General features: G+C 39.2%; 14 protein-coding genes. 5 read left to right on the plus strand and 9 right to left on the minus strand.

From position 1 onward, the window contains the following. Positions 1 to 6: 6 nt before the first annotated feature. From FVA69_RS02070 to FVA69_RS02080, 3 genes are read right to left on the minus strand one after another with little or no spacing between them, the layout of a single operon-like run. The gene (locus FVA69_RS02070) at positions 7 to 774 is read right to left on the minus strand and encodes an ABC transporter ATP-binding protein (RefSeq protein ID WP_164528321.1); all 768 of its coding nucleotides are present in this window, start codon (positions 772 to 774) and stop codon (positions 7 to 9) included. Beyond that, positions 771 to 1,787 (minus strand): FecCD family ABC transporter permease, encoded by a 1,017-nt coding sequence (locus FVA69_RS02075; protein WP_109913064.1) that lies wholly within the window; start codon positions 1,785 to 1,787, stop codon positions 771 to 773. Before FVA69_RS02075 ends, FVA69_RS02070 begins: the two co-directional genes overlap by 4 nt. Further along, positions 1,784 to 2,821: an ABC transporter substrate-binding protein gene (locus tag FVA69_RS02080; RefSeq protein ID WP_164528322.1), complete on the minus strand. Its 1,038-nt coding sequence runs from the start codon at positions 2,819 to 2,821 to the stop codon at positions 1,784 to 1,786. Before FVA69_RS02080 ends, FVA69_RS02075 begins: the two co-directional genes overlap by 4 nt. Positions 2,822 to 3,021: 200 nt before the next feature. On the opposite strand from FVA69_RS02080, the gene gntR reads away from it, so the two are divergent. The 3 genes from gntR (at position 3,022) to gntU (ending at position 6,342) form a co-directional block, all read left to right on the plus strand. Then, positions 3,022 to 4,017: a gluconate operon transcriptional repressor GntR gene (gene gntR, locus FVA69_RS02085; protein ID WP_109913062.1), complete on the plus strand. Its 996-nt coding sequence runs from the start codon at positions 3,022 to 3,024 to the stop codon at positions 4,015 to 4,017. 430 nt (positions 4,018 to 4,447) lie between these two features. Then, complete coding sequence (gene gntK, locus FVA69_RS02090) at positions 4,448 to 4,987, plus strand: gluconokinase (RefSeq protein ID WP_004915186.1); 540 nt, start codon at positions 4,448 to 4,450, stop codon at positions 4,985 to 4,987. Further along, entirely contained in the window at positions 4,987 to 6,342 is a 1,356-nt protein-coding gene (gene gntU, locus FVA69_RS02095; protein ID WP_004915184.1) for a gluconate transporter, read from the plus strand. Before gntK ends, gntU begins: the two co-directional genes overlap by 1 nt. Positions 6,343 to 6,428: 86 nt before the next feature. Here the strand turns inward: gntU and FVA69_RS02100 are convergent, their stop codons facing one another. Genes FVA69_RS02100 through FVA69_RS02125 form a run of 6 tightly spaced genes read right to left on the minus strand, consistent with a single transcriptional unit; the run spans position 6,429 to position 12,722 of the window. After that, the gene (locus FVA69_RS02100) at positions 6,429 to 8,414 is read right to left on the minus strand and encodes an ATP-binding cassette domain-containing protein (RefSeq protein WP_164528323.1); all 1,986 of its coding nucleotides are present in this window, start codon (positions 8,412 to 8,414) and stop codon (positions 6,429 to 6,431) included. After that, positions 8,401 to 8,835 (minus strand): hypothetical protein, encoded by a 435-nt coding sequence (locus FVA69_RS02105; protein ID WP_109913059.1) that lies wholly within the window; start codon positions 8,833 to 8,835, stop codon positions 8,401 to 8,403. Before FVA69_RS02105 ends, FVA69_RS02100 begins: the two co-directional genes overlap by 14 nt. 4 nt (positions 8,836 to 8,839) lie before the next feature. Beyond that, positions 8,840 to 10,174 carry an HlyD family efflux transporter periplasmic adaptor subunit gene (locus tag FVA69_RS21590; RefSeq protein WP_239466024.1) on the minus strand — a complete coding sequence of 445 codons (1,335 nt, stop codon included), beginning with the start codon at positions 10,172 to 10,174 and terminating at the stop codon, positions 8,840 to 8,842. Next, the gene (locus tag FVA69_RS02115; RefSeq protein ID WP_164528324.1) at positions 10,155 to 11,387 is read right to left on the minus strand and encodes a TolC family protein; all 1,233 of its coding nucleotides are present in this window, start codon (positions 11,385 to 11,387) and stop codon (positions 10,155 to 10,157) included. The genes FVA69_RS21590 and FVA69_RS02115 overlap by 20 nt, the downstream gene beginning before the upstream one ends. A 3-nt stretch (positions 11,388 to 11,390) precedes the next feature. Continuing rightward, positions 11,391 to 12,260 carry a hypothetical protein gene (locus tag FVA69_RS02120; RefSeq protein ID WP_164528325.1) on the minus strand — a complete coding sequence of 290 codons (870 nt, stop codon included), beginning with the start codon at positions 12,258 to 12,260 and terminating at the stop codon, positions 11,391 to 11,393. Further along, complete coding sequence (locus FVA69_RS02125) at positions 12,261 to 12,722, minus strand: hypothetical protein (protein WP_164528326.1); 462 nt, start codon at positions 12,720 to 12,722, stop codon at positions 12,261 to 12,263. Positions 12,723 to 12,937: 215 nt separating this feature from the next. Here FVA69_RS02125 and FVA69_RS02130 point away from each other — a divergent pair, with 215 nt between their 5' ends. Then, positions 12,938 to 15,733, plus strand: a complete 2,796-nt coding sequence (locus FVA69_RS02130; RefSeq protein WP_164528327.1) for an Ig-like domain-containing protein — start codon at positions 12,938 to 12,940, stop codon at positions 15,731 to 15,733. After that, positions 15,702 to 22,529 carry an Ig-like domain-containing protein gene (locus FVA69_RS02135; RefSeq protein ID WP_164528328.1) on the plus strand — a complete coding sequence of 2,276 codons (6,828 nt, stop codon included), beginning with the start codon at positions 15,702 to 15,704 and terminating at the stop codon, positions 22,527 to 22,529. Before FVA69_RS02130 ends, FVA69_RS02135 begins: the two co-directional genes overlap by 32 nt. Positions 22,530 to 22,584 lie beyond the last annotated feature (55 nt).

A 22,584-nucleotide genomic window follows, 5' to 3' on the forward strand; every position in this document is an offset into this window, starting at 1 on the left:
CTGACCTTAACTAGAAAACGCTGATGGAAACTGAAAGTGAGATTGAATGCTATGTTTATCCACATTATAGAGGGCTGCTAAGTTAGTAAGTGTTAACATACATTTAGATAATCCTTGCCTTGCTTTGTGGTGCTTATCGAGCAAAATAACATTATCAGCGATAGCAGCGGCATGCTGTGGATGGTGAGTTGACATCAAAATTGTCATACCGCGAGATTTTAATTTTTCTATTTGCTCAAGTAGGCGAATTTGATTACCAAAATCAAGGCTAGCGGCAGGTTCATCCATAATTAGAAGTAATGGTTTTTGTATTAAAGCCCTTGCTATCAATACTAATTGCTTTTCTCCTCCACTAAGCGTGCTGTATAGGCGTGATGCTAAATGTGAGATATTCAGATGCTTGAGTTGTTGATAGGCTAAATTTTTTTCTGTTTCTTTAGGAACCGAAAATAATGAAATATGCGGTGTTAAGCCCATCATAACCATATCAAGTACCGTGAAGGTAAAGGGGGTATCATGAGCTTGGGGAACATAGGCGACAGTTTTGGCGATTTCGCGTGGTTTAAGGTTCTTAATCTCTTGCCCATTGAGCCATACCTTACCTTTAATTGCCGGTAATAGTCCCAGTAAAGTTTTCATTAACGTGGTTTTACCGCAGCCGTTGGCGCCTAATAAGCAGCTAATCTCACCTTTAGGTAACGAAAGATTTATACCATCAATGATTGATATGTCATGATAACCAATAGCGACCTCTTGCAAAGACAAAATACTCATTTCACCCGCCTTGTCTGTAACAAAATAGCCAAAAAGAAGGGGGCGCCAATTGCGGAGGTTAAAATGCCTATGGGTAATTCAATTGCCGCAATAGTCCGTGCTAAGGTATCTGTAATGAGTAATAAAATAGCACCAATTGCCAGTGATGCAGGGAGCTGATAGCGAAAGTTAGCGCCCACTATCATTCGAGTGATATGTGGCACAATCAAGCCTATCCAGCCAATAATTCCCGCAATAGAAACCGCACTTGCCGTGAGTAAAGTGGCACAAACAATGAAGATAGCACGAGTTAAACTGACATTGATCCCAAGGCTTTTGGCTTCTTCATCCGATAAACTGAGTAAATTCATTCGCCAGCGTAATAATAATAACGGAATAATACCGATAACCATCATCGGTAACACGGAGACTAGGTCAGCTTGGGTAATCGATGACAATCCACCTAACAACCAAAATGTGATGGAAGGCAGTTGAGTGTAGGGATCGGCAAGAATTTTCATTAAGGAGATGGCAGAACCACATAGTGCACTGATGGCAACACCGACCAGCACCAAGGATAAAACAGGATCATGCTGCCGCGCTAATCGAGCAATAAAACAGACTAAGGAGACGGTGATTAGCCCACCAATAAATGCGCTCAGTTGAATGTAAAATAAGGATTGGCCAAAGAAAATACCGATAACAGCACCCACGCCAGCACCGGCGGAAACGCCTAAAATATCAGGGGAAACTAATGGGTTACGGAACATACCTTGGTAAGCCGCTCCTGCAATAGCCAGACCTCCACCAATGACAATAGCGGCTAACGTGCGAGGAAATCGTATTTGCCAGAAAATAGTTTCATGGCGCGGGTTGCTCAACTCGCTATGAGAAGATAACTGGCTGACAAATAGATGATAAAGCTCATTGAATGTAAGTGAGTACTTACCACTTATTAAGGCGATAATAAAACTTATTAATAAAATGATGATTAATAAAAAGGATCTTCTCCCTTGTCTCAGTACATCATTCATGATTTTTCCATGAGCAACTCAACTTGCTGTGCCGTTAATGATGAATGGTAGAAATGAGTAAAAAACTCAGCGATATCATGCTTAATATTCGCAGCAATATTTTTATCAAAATGGCTTTGTAGGCGTCTCATTCCCAATAGGCGGTTAACCCCTGGAGGCCCATCTAACCAACCAAATGGCATGCCACTAAATAGTAATAATTGGTTGTTGGCAATGGCATCAAGGCCTCTCCATAATGCGGAATTTGTCATTAATTCAATGGATTCGTCATATTGAGTTATAATGATGTCAGGGTTCCATTGATATAATTGCTCCATAGAAACCGTAGTCAGACCATGGAAATTAGGAATATCAACCACATTACGTAACCCGAGTATTTCAATCGCTTCAGTATGAATTGAGCCTTTAGCGCCAGTTTCTAAACCTTTTGCTCCTCTTGCAAGGTAAAAACTCAGCGATTTTTGTTGGTTTTGATTGGCAAATAAAGTGGCATCATTAATATAGCGTTGAGCGAGTTGGCTCAATGTTTGAGCCTGCGGGATAACGCCTAATATTTCACCTAGTTGTGTAAGTTGTTGAGGTGAATCTTTTAACCCGCCGGCGATTAATAAATAAGGTACATGAGTTTGTTTGGCGACCTTTTCCGCTTGTGAGCGATAAGTTTCGTCAATGTTTCCGGTATCAATGATCAAATCTGGGCTATAAGACAGCAGTTGCTCAAGAGAAAGGGTGCTCCCACGGCCTGCTAAGCGGCCATAAACAGGTAGCTCAAGCCATTGTGGTGCAAAAAGGCCGGTTTGCCCTTTTTTCAGCGAAATAGAGGCGAAACCCACCATCTTTTCAGGAGCTAATGCGAACATCAGTAAGTCGGAAGGAGGACCTGAACTGATGACTCGGTGAATATTTTCTGGTGCTGGGAGTTTTCCAAATATGGCCGCTTCGACGGCTAGGCGAGTTTGTGCAAAGCTCGGCAAGCTGTAAAAAATAGCCAGTGCTGCACTGGATTTAAGGAACTGCCTACGATTGATTGCCATAAACTAATTTTATTGCTTCGTTATAATAATAATTATATAACGCGAAAATTAGCGGAGTCATGATAGAGAGTCAACTATAAAAGTTGCCGTGCTCAGAAAATTCGATGTTTATGTGATGTAAATCAGTAACAAAGATTGCTATCCATTAATAGATAGCAGAACATAGTTATCGTTAACGAATTGGATATCGCTTTGAACTTATGAAGAAAAAAAGACCTTCTCTGCAGGATGTTGCCGACCAAGTTGGCGTTACAAAAATGACGGTGAGCCGTTTTTTACGAAACCCAGAGCAGGTTTCAGAAGCTTTGCGCGATAAAATTGCTCAGGCGGTGGAGGCTTCCGGGTATATTCCAAATAAGGCGCCCGATATTTTATCGAATTCAACCAGCCATGCCATTGGGGTATTGCTCCCATCTTTAACAAACCAAGTTTTTGCCGAAGTGATCCGTGGAATTGAAGCAGTGACGGACCGTCATGGTTACCAAACCATGCTCGCTCACTATGGTTATTTAGCAGAAAAAGAAGAAGAGCGGCTGACCTCGCTACTTTCTTATAATATTGATGGTGTGATTTTAGCCGAACGAACACATACTGAACGCACGTTACGTATGCTGAAAACTGCGGGGATCCCCGTTGTTGAGATTATGGATAGCGTTTCACCTTGCCTAGATATCGCAGTGGGTATCGATAACTTTGAAGCTTCCCGCCAAATGACCCAGGCGATGATTGAGCGTGGCTGCCGTAAAGTTGTGTATTTAGGGGCAAGGCATGATGAGCGTACTTTTATTCGTTTAAAGGGTTATGAGCAGGCCATGCTCGATGCAAATCTTGAGCCTCGTAATGTGATGACACAAGCGAGCTCGTCATATTCGCTAGGTGCCCAACTACTGCACGATTGCCGCGCTAAATACCCAGATACCGACGGTTTATTTTGTACCAATGATGACTTGGCGATAGGGGCGATTTTTGAGTGTCAACGTCTAGGGATTCAAATCCCACAAGACCTTGCTATTTCAGGTTTTCATGGCCATGACGTAGGGCAAGTGATGACGCCAAAACTGGCAAGTATTTTGACGCCAAGGGACCAAATGGGGCGCAAGGCGGCGGAAGTTTTGTTGGCGAGAATGTCTGGTAAGAAGCTTGTCGAGACGCATTTTGATGTGGGGTTTAGTCTCCTCACTGGCGAAAGTATCTAATTTTATCCGTCATACTTCGCGCCGTAGCGTCGTTGCCCGCACTTGCTAACTCTAGTCACATACTTGTGTATGCTCCCAGAGGTTAGCTCGATTGGCGTCTAGCTACAACACGAATTATTTAGGATAAAGAGCAAGCTATAATGCGAGTTATTAATTCAAATTATTTCGGGTAGCTTTATCCGTCATACTTCGCGCCGTAGTGTGAATTATTTACGATAGCTTTATTTGTTGAACTTCAAATTATTAAAAACTCATATCTTGGCACCCTCTATATTATTGCGATAACTATCACAGTTCTGCTTTTTTCTTGGCCAATTTTATTGCTAAATAAATCCTCACTGATGATAATGTTACCCGTAACTTGTTACCGGTAACAAATGCCGGTTTTTAACTAAAGCCAGGACAATAGTGAATATCTGAGGAGTTTCCTATGAATGATACCCAAAAACAAAACTATACATTTGTACTAATGGGGGTATCGGGTAGTGGTAAGTCTGCTGTTGCCACAGGTGTCGCACAGCAACTGCAAGCTGCCTTCCTTGATGGTGACTTTCTTCACCCTAAATCAAATATTTTAAAAATGGCATCGGGTCATGCATTAAATGATGATGACCGTAAACCTTGGTTAGTTGCATTGAACAATGCCATTTTTGCAATGCAAAGAACAAATAGGGTATCTCTGGTGGTGAGCTCCGCATTGAAAAAAAGCTATCGAGATATCTTAAGAGAGGGGAACCACAACCTCTATTTTATTTACCTAAAAGGTGATGCGGTTGTTATTGAAGAAAGATTGAAAGCACGTAAAGGGCATTTCTTTAAACCTGAAATGCTGAAATCGCAATTTGATGCCTTGCAAGAACCTGGCGCGGATGAACCTGATGTGCAGGTTGTTGATATTCGCCCATCCTTAGAAAACGTGATTGAAAATACGTGTTCTACTATTCGTAAGATTGTCGCTGGAGATAACTAATGAATACCCCAGAAACATTAAGCACGTTAACGCTCGTGCTGACGGCGGTTGGCTCGGTCGTTTTACTGCTCTTTTTAGTGATGTATGCTCGTTTACACGCATTTGTCGCGCTCATGATCGTTTCTATTGGTGCGGGTTTGTTTTCAGGTATGCCAGTACAACAGATCACTGAAACCATGCAAAAAGGAATGGCGGGAACCTTAGGATTCCTTGCTATCGTAGTCGCTCTCGGAGCAATGTTCGGTAAAATTCTGCATGAAACAGGTGCTTTAGATCAGATTGCGAATAAGCTACTGAATCTGTTTGGTGAAAAAAATGCGCATTATGCAGTGGGTGTCGCAGGGTTGATTTGTGCTCTACCACTCTTCTTTGATGTGGCGATTGTTTTGTTAATCGGTGTGGTGTTTGCGGTAGCGAACCGCACTGGCCATAACGTTGTTCGCCTTGCTATCCCATTATTTGCAGGGGTTGCCGCTGCGGCTGCGTTCTTATTACCGGGGCCAACACCAATGTTGGTTGCATCACAAATGGGTGCAGACTATGGCTGGATGATTTTAATTGGGCTATGTGCTGCTATCCCTGGCATGATTTTAGCGGGACCTTTATTTGGTAAATTTATCAGTAACTTTGTTCATATTGATATTCCAGCGGATTATCAAGCGCCAAATACAGAACATGGCAGAATGCCAAGCTTTGGATTTAGCTTGTGTTTAGTGCTTTTCCCATTGGTATTAGTGGGTTTAAAAACCATCGGAACACATTTAGTTGAAAAAGGAACCACGCTTGAGCATTGGTTAGAGTTTATCGGTCACCCTTTCACCGCATTACTGTTAGCGTGTTTACTGGCGATTTATGGCCTAGGTTTCCGTTATGGTATGGATAAAGAAAAAGTCATGGCGATTTGTTCTGCAGCGATTCAACCCGCTGGGATCATTTTACTGGTAACGGGTGCTGGTGGCGTATTTAAACAAATTTTAGTGGATTCAGGTGTTGGCCCTGCGCTAGGTGATTCTTTAATTGGTGCTGGTTTACCGATTGCGGTTGCTTGCTTTGTATTAGCAGGAGCAGTACGTGTTATTCAAGGCTCTGCAACGGTTGCATGTTTAACTGCAGTAGGCTTAGTACTCCCAGTTATCAGTGAGTTAGGTTACTCAGGAGCACAGCTGGCGGCTTTAGCGATTTGTATCTCTGGCGGTTCATTGATCTTAAGCCATGTGAATGACTCTGGTTTCTGGCTATATGGCAAGTTTACGGGTGCGACAGAAGCACAAACGTTAAAAACATGGACGGTAATGGAAACTATTCTTGGCACGACAGGGGCAATTGTTGGTATGGTGTTCTTTATGTTCTTGTAATACGGTTCATAAAAACACACCAAAGTTAAATTCATTGAATGAAAACTTAAGCAAAGCGCCCACAATTAAGTGGGCGTTTTGCTTTATTAGCTCAAGCTAATTTTAGGAATAACAATTTCATTGTGATGCTGTGGGGAGTTAATGCGTTTAGCGTGACCCGATGATAATTCAATATGTGCTGTAAAAAATGAGGCTAACCCTAAGTCGTGAGTAGAAAAGAAAATAATTGATTTGTTTAATTTAAACTCTTGTTTCATTAATTGTAAGAATGAGAGTGCATCAGAGGTTGCCATAAATGATGTTGATTCATCTAAAAATAGCATGTCAGGTTGTTTTAATAGAGCAAGGACGAGCTGTAACTTTTGTTTTTCCCCGGTAGAGGCGGCGATGTCAGTGACGAGTGTATCGTCTAATGTTTCTTTACTTATCAGTAAATTCGGGCAACATAATTTGGTTAGTCGAACAATGATACTGCTATCGAATACACCGTAAAAATTAAAATTGTCACGAATGCTGCCATGAATGAATGCTGAAATACCATTATGGTAGGCAATTTTTTCGGTTAGAAAGGGTTGGGAAATTTCATCGATACCAATACCATTGATTGTAATATCCCCTGATGAGTATTCTGAAGTTCCACATAAGGCTTTCATTAATGATGTCTTTCCTACTCCTGAAATGCCCGTAATACCGATGACATCACCGGGTTTGGCTTCAATATTGAGCTGGTTAATAATCGTTTTACCATGAATACTAACGCTAAGATTTTTTGCACTAAAATGTGTTATTGAATCTGTTGTTATGCCATCTACTTTGAAATGAATAATCGGATTGTTTTTTAACTGATCAATACTGGATTTGATATGAAATAGGTGCGTTTTTACTATAAATATGCGATTAATCGCACTTGTGATTGCACCAGAAAGTCGACCATTAATGATCATTACGGCAATTACGGAAGCTAAGCTTAAACTCCCTTCACCGATAGCCAAATAGCTGGCTATGTACATTACTATCATGGATAAAAACGTATTTACTTTGATAATTTCCATCCAATGGTGATTGGCCTCGCTTAGCTTTAATTTTATTTTTTCATCTTCATTGGTTTTTATACTGATGTACTGCTTAAAATGATCATCTTTGGCAAAACAAAGTTCATGTTTTTTTTGTTCTAATGAATAGTACATGGCTGATTTTTCATAGTTTAAGGTATTAGCTCTCAGCATATTTTTGTAGGAAAGAAAGCGGACATGCAGACATAAAAAGATAAGCCCAGCATAATAGCTCAATAGCAATAATGAATAAAAACCTAACATGCCAATAATACAAAATGAAAATAAAATGGCTAACCCAATATCATAAATAATTTGAGGTTTAATTTCCCATATCTGTAAGATTGACGCTTCTGCTGTTCTTACCTTAATTGAGGCACTTTTACAGCTAGATTGTTTTAATAGGTTAACAAAATAACGATTAAAAATACTGATATTAAACTTTATTTTTTTTATATTTTGTTCATGAATAATGTGTTTGATGAAAAACTCTAAGCCAATGACGACAATAAAAATAAAACTGATATACAATAAAGAGCTTACAGATTCGCTATAAACTAACCGAGAATTAAAGAGATTTGAATATAATGGAAGTAGTAGCGCAAATACAATTAAAGGTAACGAAAATAAACTAGACTTTGGTGTTAGTTTGATTAGTGATTGGTATATACTATCTTCATTAAGTGTTTTCTCATTAGATGAAAATGAAAATAAATTTTTACTTTCAATGAGTTGCGGTGTTATGGTTAGATCGGTTGTTAAGTTGGTCAGCTGACCACTTTGATTTTTGATAATAATATATTTTCCATCTGTTATTTCCATAATAAAGAGTAATGGTAGTTTTTTTTCACTGAAATCAATGATGGGAATATATTGATAAGTGAAAAAATCATTATCAATAAATTCATTGATGTTATTTAGAATATATTTATTATCATACGAGATCGCCGGAGTCGTAAAAGGCTCTCCTAATATTTTAAAGTATTGATTAATAATATCATGAAAATTACTTGCTTTCATATTCCTCACCTTTTAGGAAGCAGGCATTAACTCCCACATTATCTTCGACAGGCTTTAGTGCTTTAATCGAAGCATTAGGCGTGTTTCGTTTAATTAATATCGTATTATAGACGGTATATGTCATTGCGGAATCAAAGGAAATATTATTACCGTAGGTGCAGTAAATATCTACAGATTTGACTTTTTTATTATCAAGAACTTGTAAAACTTCACGACTAAAGGTTAATGACTTGGCCATGATATTTTTATTATTGAATTCCTCAGTTTCATCCGTATTTTTTTCTTTAATTCCCGTTAAAAGAGCTTTGTCTTTATTTTTTTCTACTTCCATTGCACTTGCTAATACATTCGCAAGTAATACAGCCATCAACAATGTCATGGTTGCGACGGCTGCCGATAATGCTGAAATAAAACCCAACATATAATCACCAAACGTTAAATGTAATATTATCGCTAATTAGAGCGGTTAAATAATTAAGAACAGATATTTTTTTACTTGATATATAGATCATAACCGGCAAGCCATCATGGTCAGCGGAAATAATAGTATCTTGTTCTGGAGTCACTTGTACCGAATAAAAGCGCTCTTGGCCCATCCTTTCACGATCAGTAAAAGAATCGGCACTAATTTTGGTGACCTTACCGCGAATAATTTTTTTAAACCCGGGAGAGTTCACAACTATTTTTACAGGTAGCTGAGGAGAGATAAAAGGACGATATTTTGCCAATATTTTACCTTCAACAACTCGGCTATTTTGCTGTTTTTTAATTACCATCACTAAGTTTGAGGCTTCAACGTAAGAACCTTTTTCTAAGTCTTTCTCTATACTTAGAACAACTCCATCTATGGGGGATAATACGCTATTAGCCCTGATTTTATTTCTTAGTAACTCCATTTGTCCGCTATTTTCTAGTTTCTCCTTTTTTAAGCGATTAAGTTGATCTTCATTTTCTTGTATTTCACCAATAAGGCGTGCGGTATATTTTTTTTCAGATAATGCAATTTCTCTAAGTATCCTCTGACCATTCAATTCACCTGTTGTAATCAGTGACATAGTTCTACTGATTTCAGAATTATTATTCAATTTTTCAATTTCAGGAGCTCGTGCGGTGGATAATAAACTTCCTTTTTTCTTCAAAATGTTAATTTGGTTTTCTAATTCAGCAGACTCTTTAATTTGTGCAATATATTGAGCTCGTAAGCTAGTAATTTCCATACCTAACAAAATATAGCCATATAGTTCTCGGTATGCACTTAGTGTTTTACTTTTCAAATTTTTTGCAATCGAAAAATATTCAGATTCATTACTAATACTTCCATCAAGGATCTTATTTAATAAAATTTTATTATCTTCTAGCTCTTCAATACGCTCACTGGCAAACTCAACAAGATTTGTTAGTGTTCTTTCTTGATGCAATACATCTATATTCGTATATGAAAACAAAATTTGGTCTTTTTCTACTTTGTCTCCGGTTTTGATACTAAATTGATTAATGAAGCCAGATGCTGGACTCACGATTTCTAATCGATTAGATACCCCAGAGATAATACCTTCTCCGGGGGAAGAGACTTCAATTTCAGCTAACAAGATATAACCAATAAATAGCGACGTGATACCAAAAAGAATTTTTACTTTTTTAGGTATTCGGTATAGCTCTTTAGTAATTAGCGCTAATTTATTCGGTTTTTGATATAATATTTTAAATGAATAAATAAACTTATTATATATCTGATTTAATTTATGAAGATGGCGTTTCAATTTTGGCTAGCTTCCCAATTAATTGGACATATTCCATTTTGTTTTTCATATCTGCTATCATAATTTCTGTAATGCGCTTTTCAATAGTTAACATGTCAAATAAAGTATTAACCATTTCATAGAAAGAGGACTGCGATATTTCATATTCACGTTGCTGACTTTTAATAATAGAATGCATGATATTTCGTTGCTCTTGTAAGCCAGCTAATTCAGTCGCATTTGAATTAGCAATGAGCTTTAGATTTTTAATTTTTGCAGTTGATTCTTTATATTTATAATCAGCTTTTTCTTTTGCTGCTTCATATGATTTAAATTGTGATAACTCAGTGAGTTTTTTATCCATATCAAAAATATTTAATTTCATCTCCATACCGATATAGGATTCATTACGGTTTCTCGTTTGATCAAGATATCGTTCTTCTGCGATTAGATTAACGTTAATGAAAGAATTTTGTTGATACGCACTTTCTTTCATCGAATCCGCTTGCATTTTCAATATATTATATTCGATATTTTGTTGAATATTCTCGCTATCAATAATCGTCGATTTTAAATTTTTGAGTAGAGCTGGTGGAACTAGTACGCCATCTTTCGGAAATGATATCCCAGAGGCAAGCTCAATATTTGATTTATATTGTTCAATTTCTTTTTCTATATTTGTTCTTTCTGTTTCAATACGTTGCATTAATAATGAAGCTTGCTCTACATCACTAGATTTAGCAACTCCGCTTTTATAGCGACGATTAATTGAACTAAAAATATTTTTTGCATTGTTATTTAAAATTTCCGTCGTTTTTGTTAGTTCACTAAGGTAATGGATACCAATAAGATTGTTGGTGATAGCGCTATAAAGATCGTCTTTTTCTTTGTTCAGAGAAAGTTCTGATACCTGTAGTTTTAGGTTTTTTTCATTAAATCGATGACGTAATGTGCTATCATATACCATTGAAGTTGCAGTGATATTACTATTAATACTGTTATCACTATTTTTAATTTTACTTGATGCTGATACTTTAGGAAGATAAAAATAATCAGTTTGTTTAGCTCGATAACCTTCTGCTTCTAATTCTAATACTTTCACTTTGATAGGATTAGAGTTTTCTAATACACGATTAATAAAGGATTGAAAGCTTTCAACTTTTTCAGTTGCAAAACTATAATTAGGTAATAATAAAGGTGCAAATAAACATAACGCTAGGGGGATAGTTCTCATTTTTTACTCCATCGATAATAAGGTTAATAGTTTTTTTCGACTTTCAATTGTTTTTTCTTTTAGCCATTTAATGGTTTGATTAATCTTTGATATTTCTGCTGATATTTTCTCATTGTCAGCTTTTCTATTGACTTTTTCTTTTAATAAATAAGCGTTTAATTTTATTTTCCAGTCATCATCTGCATTTTTGATTGATCGTAAAACAGTTAAATTTTCTTGTGCTGTCGTAGATAAGGTTAAGAGATGCGTAGTGATTTGGTTTGTTAATTCATTATTTTCAGGAATAGACACGATTTTCTGTGCGATATTGATATTGACATCCTGTAAGTTTGAAAGTGTTTCTTGAATTTTATTTAATTCTTCGGTGTGTATTGTTGATGTTTTTGCCTTAGATTTCTTATTTTCTTTTTGATAGAAAAAATTAAAGAAATTCAAACTTACTAAGAGTAAAACGGAAACAGAAACCCCAAGGATAGAGGTTAAGAATGCAAAGGACATTGAGTTAAGTGCCATAGATATAGATGAAATCATGGCATTCATTTTTTCAGAAACATCTCCGTCACCAGATAATGATGCAGAAATAGCGGTGATCATTCCTGTCAATCCGATAAAGGTACCGATTAGTCCTAAGGAAACAGAAACGGATGCGGAGAGTTTGGTCTGATTCGACAGAAAAACATAATGACTTAACTGATTTTTTTTAAATATTTTGTGGCACAAAAAAATAATTAATGGATAAATATAAATACCAATCATGGTATAACTTATCTCTGGTGCTAATGAAAGGCATTGCTGAACTATTTCTTGTACTGCTTGTATGAAGAAAAAAGCAAGAAAGGTCACTGCATAAAAAAGTAATCCAATATAATACATTTATTTATAATCCCAATAGATACATGAATTCCACCCTGGGCAATGTTCACTTGTTCCTTGTTGTAGAACAATTTCTTTATTGATTCCAAGGCTTTTAATTAACGATGTTACATAAAGTAAGTTATATGTGTTTTTCTCCTTACTACCACTTATTTTTTTATCAATATAACCACTCAGTATGATTTTATTCCCAGGGCTATCTTTAAATTCTTTACTTAATAGCTTAGTTTCATCATTCGAAAGATGAATACCCCCCTTAAAACTGAGAAGTTTATTTTTTAAGTCTAATTGTACTTTTTCAAAACGTAATTCACTGTAGTTAATATATTGCTCGACAGATTTCATGCCACTAAAAATGAAAACCATAGAAACAAGTATTATTATACAGAGTGTTCCACTTAATCCATCTACCATAGGTGCTAGCTCATCGTCTGAACCATCATAATCTTCTTCTTCTGACATAAAAATTTCATTTTGTTATTAAATATATTATGAGGGTGTATTATAAATAGGTTTGATTTGAGTTCATCAGAGTTTAAGACCAAAAATAACGAATGTGAGGTCACTCTATATTCGAGCTCATGTTATTTTTAATAAAATCGATATAATGCGTTTTATTAATCGATGCTAATTACTATTAGCGTAGGAACTCACTTTTTAAATAATAGTTTAATAATATGACGAATATAATAAAATCAGTTGAATCAAATAACATAACGATCAAAAAATTTAAGGTTCAGGGGCTTGATTTAATTGTTACAACCCCGAATGGAACAGTCGAAAAAATAGAAAATGGGCTTTCTGAAATTATTTCAGGGGGTATAGTTTTATTAACTGAGCAAGGTAACGTATTATCGCAAGATGAAATTTTATCATCGATAACGATGAATATTGGTGCTGATGCAATCTACCTCAAAGAACAATTTATCAGTGAAACGATCGAACTCGCTGAAGATATAGATACTAAAAAAGATGAAGATGATGAAGAAAAACAGTTTGCAGAAAAGCTAGCAGAATTAAATCAAGAAAATCAAAAATTAGCAAAAGAGGTTCAAGCCTTAGAGTCCCAGACTGAGAAACAAGAAGAGCAATTAAGCTCTTCATTGACAAAATTATCCGAAGCAAAAGCCCAATTAAAAGAACAAATTAAATCAGAGAAAAGTAAAAAAGAGAGTGTGAGCGATCCCGCATTACCTCCATCACCACCACCTATGCCAGCGAAATCTTCAACTTCATCTGAATCTAGTACTCCTGCGAATAAAACACCCGAAAATCCCATAGTCATTAAGCCAAAAACTCAAGTTTTTATTCAAGGGAAGCTAAGTGAAGAATCAGACTCTGGGAAAAAAGATGACGGTATTACAAATAATAATAAACCAACGTTTATTGGTACCGTTTCCCTTGATTCTCAGGCATATCTTATTTTGGATGGTATAAAATACCCAATTACAGCGGATAAAGAAGGACATTGGTCATTAAAAATAACTAAACCGTTAAAAGACGGCGTGTATGAATATGAACTCGCTGCCTCAGCTGATGGTAGTAACCCTTTGATTTTAAAAAATAAAATAATTATTGATACTCAATTAGAGAGCCTGTCAGTGGGCTTAGAGGAAATCAGCGACAGCGGCACACCAGGTGACAAGCTGACCAAGCACAACACCCCGACATTCGCTGGTCAAACCGAGGCCAACAGCATCGTGACCCTTCAGATTGCGGAACAAAAATTGGTGACAACGGCGGATGCACAAGGCCGTTGGCGCATCACGGTTGAAAAACCGCTGGCCGATGAACAACATGATTACACGGTAACGGCGGTAGATGTGGCCGGCAACACAAAAGCTGTCGCGGAGACGGTGACCATCAAAACGACGTTGCCGGCGGCCACGGCACAATTAAAAGATATTCAAGGATTTGTCACCAACCAAATGACCCCCACGTTGACGGGGCAAACGGAGCCGAAGGTTCACATTCAAGTGGATATCGCTGGGAAAGCCTATGACACTCAAGCGGATGAGAAGGGTTTATGGTCGTTGCCGATCCCCAGTGTATTGGCGGAGGGGAGCCATAGATTCACTGTCAAAGTAACCGATGCGGCGGGGAATGTGGGGCGGTTTAGCGAAAGTTTGCAGATTGATACGACGTTGCCACTGGCAGCGGCGACCTTGACCGAGGGCAGTGATAGCGGGGTTCAAGGCGATAATATCACGAAGGATCAATTCCCAGCCTTGACGGGCAAAACCAAACCGCACGCGGCAGTGACGATCTCGATTGAGACCGAAAAGTATGAGACCACTGCGAATGCTAACGGGGAGTGGACGCAAGCGCTGCCCACGAAATTTACCGAGGGTGAGCACCCTTATACCGTCAGTGTGACCGATAAAGCGGGTAATCAGGCGACATCCAAGGGCACCTTCACCATTGATACCGAGGTAGAGAGCCTGTCAGTGGGCTTAGAGGGCAACAGCGACAGCGGCACACCAGGTGACAAGTTGACCAAGCACAACACCCCGACATTCGCCGGTCAAACCGAGGCCAACAGCACCGTGACCCTTCAGATTGCGGAACAAAAATTGGTGACAACGGCGGATGCACAAGGCCGTTGGCGCATCACGGTTGAAAAACCGCTGACCGATGAACAACATGATTACACGGTGACGGCGGTAGATGTGGCCAGCAACACAAAAGCTGTCGCGGAGACGGTGACCATCAAAACGACGTTGCCGAATGCGACAGCGCAATTAAAAGATATTCAGGGATTTATCACCAACCAAATGACCCCCACGTTGACGGGGCAAACGGAGCCGAAGGTTCGCATTCAAGTGGATATCGCCGGGAAAGCCTATGACACTCAAGCGGATGATAGTGGCCTATGGTCGTTGCCGATCCTTGATGCCTTGGCGGATGACGTCTATACGTTCACCGTCACCGCGACCGATCAGGCGGGGAATGTGGGGCGGTTTAGCGAGAGCTTGCAGATTGATACACAATTACCTTCAGCCACGGCGACCTTGACCGAGGGCAGTGATAGCGGCGATAAAGGCGATAATATCACAAAGGATCAATCACCAGCCTTGACGGGCAAAACCAAACCGCACGCGGCAGTGACGATCTCGATTGAAAATGAAAACGGAAGCTATGAGACCACCGCGAATGCTAACGGGGAGTGGACGCAAACGCTGCCCACGGAATTTACCGAGGGTGAGCACCCTTATACCGTCAGTGTGACCGATAAAGCGGGTAATCAGGCGAAATCCATGGGCATCTTCACCATTGATACCGAGGTAGAGAGCCTGTCAGTGGGCTTAGAGGGCAACAGCGACAGCGGCACACCAGGTGACAAGTTGACCAAGCACAACACCCCGACATTCGCTGGTCAAACCGAGGCCAACAGCACCGTGACCCTTCAGATTGCGGAACAAAAATTGGTGACAACGGCGGATGCACAAGGCCGTTGGCGCATCACGGGTTGAAAAACCGCTGGCCGATAAACAGCATGATTACACGGTGACGGCGGTGGATGTGGCCGGCAACACAAAAGCTGTCGCGGAGACGGTGACCATCAAAACGACGTTGCCGGCGGCCACGGCACAATTAAAAGATATTCAAGGATTTGTCACTAACCAAAATAAGCCGACGTTTATGGGTACAACAGACCCATACTCAACAGTTAATGTGGTTGTAGGCCAAAAGGATTACCCAACTAAAGCGGATAAAAATGGTGAATGGTCGATTCAGCTTAACGAGTTGGCAGATAACGTCTATACATACCGAGTCATAGTGACAGATTTGGCTGGCAATAAAAATGAATTTAGCGATATATTACAAATTGATACGCAATTACCCTCGACAGTGGCGACGTTGACCAAGGGCACTGATAGCGGGGTTCAAGGCGATAATATGACCAACAATAAATCGCCGGTATTGATAGGGAAAACCAAACCGAGCGTGAGAGTGGACATTAAGTTTGAGGGTAAAGAATATTCTGTATTTTCTGATAAAGATGGGACTTGGAATTGGAATTTACCCCCAGATTTAAAAGACAATCAATACACTTATACCGTCAGCGTGACCGATAAGGCCGGTAATAAGGCGGAATCCAAGGGCACCTTCATCATTGATACCGAAATGACATTGACTGGGGGCCTAGATCTAAGTAGTCAAAGCAACATTGTATCGAGTGATGTTGTGACGAATTTACTCAGGCCTCAAATTAGCGGCAAATCTGATCCAAATAGCAAAATAACGGGTGAATTTAAAGGAACGAAAAAGACTGTTTATTGCGATGAACAAGGTAAATGGTCGCTGACGTTTGATGTAAATGCTAAAATTGGTAAGGATAACGAATACGTTATTACAGCTAAAGATGCTGCGGGTAATGAAAAAATACTTAAACAAAGTTTTTCCTATACCCCGCCTCCGGAGGGTGGCTCCGGTGAATCTCCGCCCCCGACACTTTCAGTTGAATTAGATAAAGAGAGTGATAGTGGAAATAAAGATGATTTCACTACTAACATTAAAACACCTAAATTTAGCGGTACCGCAACCAAAGGTGCTGAAGTCAAGTTATACATTGATACCCAAAAGTATACTGCAAATGCAGATGCGGTAACTGGAGCGTGGGAGATTTCGGTTAAGAGTTTACCTGAGGGGGGGAATCCTTATCGTGTGACTGCTGAGCATCCAGGCAATAGAAAAATAGTTGAAATAAAAGGAAGTGTGACCATTGATACAATGCTGCCATCGACAGCGGCGACGCTGACCGAGGGCAGTGATAGCGGGGTTCAAGGCGATAATATTACCCACCATAAATCGCCAGCCTTGACCGGCAAAACCAAACCGCACGCGGTAGTGACGATCTCGATTGAAAACGAAAACGGAAGCTATGAGACCACCGCGAATGCTAACGGGGAGTGGACGCAAACGCTGCCCACGAAATTTACCGAGGGTGAGCACCCTTATACCGTCAGTGTGACCGATAAAGCGGGTAATCAGGCCGAGTCCGACGGCGCCTTTTTTATAGATACAAAGTCATATGGTAAAAGTTTGAGCTTTGATAAAAACGTTTATAACGGCTATGGATGGATTAATCATAATACCCCGATATTTGTAGGGGAAGCAGAGGCCAACAGTGTTGTTACCATGAGATTCGGCGGGAAAAGGTTCTCGACGGTTGCTGATAAACAGGGTAAATGGCATCTTAAGATTAAGTACCCATTTGCAGATAATAGTTATTATTGTGATTTTGCTTTTATTGATGTAGCAGGCAATAAGACACAAACTGGCGAATGGGTAATTATCAAAACGACATTACCGTCGACTGACGCTAAATTGAAGGACATCAATGGGTTTGTCACCAACCAAAATAAGCCGACGTTTATGGGTACAACAGACCCATACTCAACAGTTAATGTGGTTGTAGGCCAAAAGGATTACCCAACTAAAGCGGATAAAAATGGTGAATGGTCGGTTCAGCTTAATGAGTTGGCAGATAACGTCTATACATACCGAGTCATAGTGACAGATTTGGCTGGCAATAAAAATGAATTTAGCGATATATTACAAATTGATACGCAATTACCCTCGACAGTGGCGACGTTGACCAAGGGCAGTGATAGCGGGGTTCAAGGCGATAATATCACGAAGGATCAATCACCAGCCTTGACTGGCAAAACCAAACCGCACGCGGCAGTGACGATCTCGATTGAAAACGAAAACGGAAGCTATGAGACCATCGCGAATGCTAACGGGGAGTGGACGCAAACGCTGCCCACGGAATTTACCGAGGGTGAGCACACTTATACCGTCAGTGTGACCGATAAAGCCGGTAATAAAGCGGAATCCAAGGGCACCTTCATCATTGATACCGAAATGACATTAACTGGGGGTCTAGATCTAAGTAGTCAAAGCAACATTGTATCGAGTGATGTTGTGACGAATTTACTCAGGCCTCAAATTAGCGGCAAATCTGATCCAAATAGAAAAATAACGGGTGAATTTAAAGGGACGAAAAAGACTGTTTATTGCGATGAACAAGGTAAATGGTCGTTGACGTTTGATGTAAATGCTAAAATTGGTAAGGATAACGAATACGTTATTACAGCTAAAGATGCTGCGGGTAATGAAAAAATACTTAAACAAAGTTTTTCCTATACCCCGCCTCCGGAGGGTGGCTCCGGTGAGTCTCCGCCCCCGACACTTTCAGTTGAATTAGATAAAGAGAGTGATAGTGGGAATAAAGATGGTTATATCACTAATGTTAAAAAGCCTACATTTACAGGTACAGCTACCAAAAGTGCAAAAATAACCTTTAAGATTACTGGACAGGAATTGACCGAAATTGCTGATGCCACTACAGGAAAATGGGCTATTACGCTTGATAGTTTACAGGATGGGGGACATCATTATACGGTGACTGCGGAACACCCGACTAATGGGAAGTCCACTGATGAAAGTGGCGTGATTTTTATAGATACAACACCACCTTTCACTGTGGTTAAATTAACGGATGCGATAGAGTTAGGAACATCTGGTGACTTTATCACCAAAAAACAAAAGCCAGAGTTTACGGGAAAAAGCGTTCCTGGTAATAAAGTAACGTTAAAATTGAATGATAAAAGCGTCGATACAACCTGCGATGAAAATGGTGCATGGCTATTAGCTTTAGATGAAACATTAGATAAAAATTATTCAGGTAAATACAAAATTATTGTTACTGATGCTGCTGACAATCATTTTGAAACAACAGGTACGTTGCAAATTGATAATACTATCCCCTTTCTTTCTGCAATAACGCTTAATTCAAGCGCGACTAGAGATAGGAACGGTGTCCTGTCAACTAATGATTTAACCCCAATATTTAGTGGTACAACTACACCAGGCTCAAAATTAAAGTTTGAATTTTCTTACTATACTGGAGATTATTTTTGGGAACGACGTGAGTTCGATGTGACAGATATTGATAAAAACGGGCAATGGTCTTTCACATTTCCATCGAATTTAATGAAAGCTGGCCCCCTTTATGGGGTTAGTTCTATTGGTGTCGTTGCGACGTCTCCTGCTGGAAATACGAATAATAAAGATTTTGAAAAAAAAGGTTTATGGATAAAAAAAGGTGTTTATACCATCGATTCACTGATTGATGCTGAGTCTAGCCCTACAGGTAAAGATGATTTAAAAGTAAGTGTTAGCAAGACACCTAAATTGCACGGAACAATTAAAGGTGGTGTAACGGGGGACGAATTTAAAGGTAGCATTCAGATTGCTGGGAAAGAATATCCGTTAACCATAACTGGAAAAACTGGCAAATTAGCCGCATGGAGTTTTGAACTCCCTACGCAAAATGCGCTTTCACAGGGTCAACATGGCTATACTTTGAAATTTCAAGATGTATATGGTTCGACAGAGAAATTTCATTCCTTTTTAGTTGTATCTGAGTCGAATATTTTCCTTGATCCCGAAACGGATTCTGGACATCAAGGAAATGGTTATATAAACCATAATAAGCCAATTTATAAAGGGATTGCTGAGCCTAAAGCTAAAATTTCAGTAAAAGTTGGGGGGAAAGAATACAAGACCCAAGCAAATGATAAAGGGGAATGGCAACTTGAAGTTCCCCTTGATGGTGATGGGGAGCACAACCTCATTTTCCGAGATGAAACGAAAGATTTGATACTCGGGATTGTTAAGCTAAATGTCCTAACAACGCCCCCTACATTCAATGAATTTCATATCGAAAAAAGTGATACGCACAGTAAAGCAGCTGATGTAGCTAAAAATAATAATCCTCACCTGAATTTTACTTATACAGGAAATATGGATTATTACGAGATTGCAGTTAATGAGAAGACTATCAAATATGACAAAAAATCTGTTAATGATGATAGTTCACAAACGACTTTTAATAATACTCTAAATTTACCTAATGGTGAGCATAAAGCTAGGATTACCGCTTTTGATATTGCGGGTAATAAGGTCGCGCATGAAACCATTATTAAAGTGTTAAGCGGTGAGGCCCAAAAACCTAAAATCGAGTTTGGTATTACTGAAAATCAAAGTATTAGTAGTGATGGTGGCGAACTTACTTTTGACAAAAATCACTTAGAAATAACAGGTAAAACCTCTCCCGCAGGGATTGTTAAAATAAAAGATAAAACAGGTAAAGAAATTGGAACGACCAAAGCGGACAATGAAGGAACCTGGGCATATACATTGCCTACCGAATGTATTCCCAGTGATATAACAGGGGGTGGCAATCTTGAATTTTCTATTACAGCGTACGATCTGATTAATCGAAAAAGTAATATCAATTTTTCACTTATTTATGATGACTCGGCTCCTGAAATAACTAACTTTCAGACGAGTGAGATCGGCAGTAATGACACGGTATATAACAATGGATTGACCTTTAGTGGCAAAACTCAACCTAATTCTACCGTACATTTTACGTTGTCTAAAGGACAAGAAGCTATACATGAATCTGCAAAAGCGGATAAGACAGGGAATTGGCAATTCAAACCACTTGCCTCTCAAATGCCAGCTGACGGCCAATATGTTTACAATATTACGGTTGAAAATGTATTAGGGAAAATGAGTGCAGAGAAAGATAAATTACAAGGTAGCTTAACAATTAAAACGACGCCTGAAATAACCTGGGGATTAGATGATAATGATGATACCGGTATTAAAGGCGATAATATTACCAATATAAAAACACCGAAGTTTAGTGGAAAAACGGAGCCTCATGCTTCTATCCGATTGATTTTTGATAATAACTTAACTCATTCATACAATGCCAAAGCAGATGAAAATGGCGTATGGGTGATAGATGAAAAAGTAAAATTCGAAGAAGGATCATACGGTTATACAATAGCTGTGGAAGATAAGGTGCATGGAATTAGTGGCCAGAAACATGGTAGATTTCAGATTGATACCACTGCCCCGAAGGTATTAACAGGTGGTGTGATTGATGCACGAGATGGTGTTGCTAAAGAGCATGTTCTCACTGATGCGAATATACCTGATTTTAGTGGACATAGTGATCCCTTTGCACGAGTTTTACTCAATATAAAGTCTCCTTTAGATAGCACTCATTTTTCTCAGACAATTATTGCAGACGAAAAGGGGAGTTGGGCATTTACATTACCTTCAGCAAGTGCATTGAAAGACGGGGAATATACCTATCAGGCAAGGGTAGAAGATAGTGCGGGTAATCTAAATAATGATTTGATGCTACAAGGCACTATCAAGGTGGATACAATTGCTCCAGATACTCTTGATGGTGGTGTTGGTAATTCTAAAGATAATACTTATCAATTGGATTGCGTAACAAATATCACAAAACCCACTTTTTGTGGTTCAGCAGAGCCAGGTGTGGTCCTACAGTTAATAGTGGGTGAGCATGTTTATAAGGATATTAAGGTTGATGAAAAAGGTCAGTGGAAATTCACACTTCCATCGTCACTGACAGAGGACACCTATATTTATAAAGTAGAGATGAAAGATGCTGTTGGGCATAAAGGAACTAAAAGCTTAAGGGGTAAGATTATTATCGATACAACACCGCCTGATGTACTGGAGGGTGGGTTAGATACTACATCAGATACAGGGATCTCAAACAGTGGTTTCACTAACCATAAAACACCAACCTTCAGTGGGACGACAGAATCTAATGCTTTCGTTGAGCTAAAGATTGCGAATGAGAGTTATACCGGGGCGGCGGATAAAAACGGTCAATGGACAATTCCGGTCACTAATCCACTGCCAGATGGTTCCTATAAATATATTCTTGAAGTGAAAGATAGCGCGGGTAATAAAAAAAGTGTCGTTGACAACATCACCATTGATACCAAGGCGCCTGAACTTTCTGGGCAATTAGATGAGACGACCGATACCGGTACAAAAGGTGATAATCTTACCAACGATAACAAGCCAAAATTCAGTGGAATGACCGAAGCTGGTGCTTTCGTTGAGCTCACTATCGATGAGAAGACTTATCATGTAAATGCCGATAAAAAGGGTCAATGGACAATTCCGGTCACTAACCCACTGACTGATGGTTCCTATCAATATACTCTTGAAGTGAAAGATGTTGCGGGTAATTTTAGTGATAAGAAAATTACAGGCAAAATTACGATAGATTCAACCCTGCCAGATGCATCAATAATCCCTGCATCGACACCAGTAGAAAGTAACGTGGTGATGCTAACAGATATTCCAGTAGTTGATAATACGATATCTCAAATAGATATTGATAATCACAATTTCTAGTGAAGAGATTTTAGACAATATCGTTAAGCCTCATCATAATAAATGATGAGGCTTA

The organism is Providencia sp. PROV004 (assembly GCF_011045615.1).
Lineage (GTDB): Bacteria > Pseudomonadota > Gammaproteobacteria > Enterobacterales > Enterobacteriaceae > Providencia > Providencia rettgeri.

What these genes read in the sequence shown, in the direction of transcription:
- FVA69_RS02135 (WP_164528328.1), top strand. Translation starts at nt 15,702, where the DNA reads ATGCACAAGGCCGTTGGCGCATCACGGGTTGAAAAACCGCTGGCCGAT.
- gntK (WP_004915186.1), top strand. Translation starts at nt 4,448, where the DNA reads ATGAATGATACCCAAAAACAAAACTATACATTTGTACTAATGGGGGTA.
- FVA69_RS02115 (WP_164528324.1), bottom strand. Translation starts at nt 11,387, where the DNA reads ATGAGAACTATCCCCCTAGCGTTATGTTTATTTGCACCTTTATTATTA.
- FVA69_RS02080 (WP_164528322.1), bottom strand. Translation starts at nt 2,821, where the DNA reads ATGGCAATCAATCGTAGGCAGTTCCTTAAATCCAGTGCAGCACTGGCT.
- gntR (WP_109913062.1), top strand. Translation starts at nt 3,022, where the DNA reads ATGAAGAAAAAAAGACCTTCTCTGCAGGATGTTGCCGACCAAGTTGGC.
- gntU (WP_004915184.1), top strand. Translation starts at nt 4,987, where the DNA reads ATGAATACCCCAGAAACATTAAGCACGTTAACGCTCGTGCTGACGGCG.
- FVA69_RS02130 (WP_164528327.1), top strand. Translation starts at nt 12,938, where the DNA reads ATGACGAATATAATAAAATCAGTTGAATCAAATAACATAACGATCAAA.
- FVA69_RS02105 (WP_109913059.1), bottom strand. Translation starts at nt 8,835, where the DNA reads ATGTTGGGTTTTATTTCAGCATTATCGGCAGCCGTCGCAACCATGACA.
- FVA69_RS02125 (WP_164528326.1), bottom strand. Translation starts at nt 12,722, where the DNA reads ATGTCAGAAGAAGAAGATTATGATGGTTCAGACGATGAGCTAGCACCT.
- FVA69_RS02070 (WP_164528321.1), bottom strand. Translation starts at nt 774, where the DNA reads ATGAGTATTTTGTCTTTGCAAGAGGTCGCTATTGGTTATCATGACATA.
- FVA69_RS02075 (WP_109913064.1), bottom strand. Translation starts at nt 1,787, where the DNA reads ATGAATGATGTACTGAGACAAGGGAGAAGATCCTTTTTATTAATCATC.
- FVA69_RS02100 (WP_164528323.1), bottom strand. Translation starts at nt 8,414, where the DNA reads ATGAAAGCAAGTAATTTTCATGATATTATTAATCAATACTTTAAAATA.
- FVA69_RS02120 (WP_164528325.1), bottom strand. Translation starts at nt 12,260, where the DNA reads ATGTATTATATTGGATTACTTTTTTATGCAGTGACCTTTCTTGCTTTT.